The sequence below is a fragment of the Rhizobium sp. M10 genome (assembly GCF_002531955.1).
In the GTDB taxonomy this organism is placed as follows: domain Bacteria; phylum Pseudomonadota; class Alphaproteobacteria; order Rhizobiales; family Rhizobiaceae; genus Rhizobium; species Rhizobium etli_C.
Genome location: NZ_NWTA01000093.1, coordinates 1 through 501 on the forward strand (window position 1 = coordinate 1; position 501 = coordinate 501).

At 58.1% G+C, this 501-nt stretch carries 1 pseudogene; it reads left to right on the top strand.

The features are described from left to right. Nucleotides 1-218, top strand: a pseudogene (locus CO671_RS34085) (hypothetical protein); the annotation flags it as partial. Between the last annotated feature and the right edge of the window lie 283 nt (nucleotides 219-501).

Sequence of the window (501 nt, forward strand, 5' to 3'; positions counted from 1 at the left end):
ACACGCTGCCTGTGGACGACTTGGGAGGAGCTGTCCCTCCGAGCTGGCAACACCGCAATCAACCGGCACAGGCTGGCCTTCGGCTTGCGATGTCCTGGCTTGAGTTGCTGCCGAGCGCGGACAAACCCCAGACCAGCATCACTATCCATGGTGTGCCCTACACGGCCACTCTGGGGCCATCAGGCATGGAGAACGACATTTACCTTTTCCTGCAATAGGGTGGAGATGGATCGAGCAATAGATGCCAGTGGTTCTTGAAAAAGCACCAAACCGTTGAGAGAGAATCCGTTTTTACGCGGCCACGTGCAGCGCGCCAACCCAGATGAGACGATCCCCAGTGCCGGGGCAACATCGAATGTGCACGTCGTCCGTCTTCCTTCAAAACGTGACGTTTGGCCAGCATCCCAAGAGGCGACGGCTGTCGCATCTGAAGTGTAGACAGATACGGATGCGGGAAGAGCCTCGGGTGCGAAGGATGCTGGCGCGGTCGCTGAAGTGCTT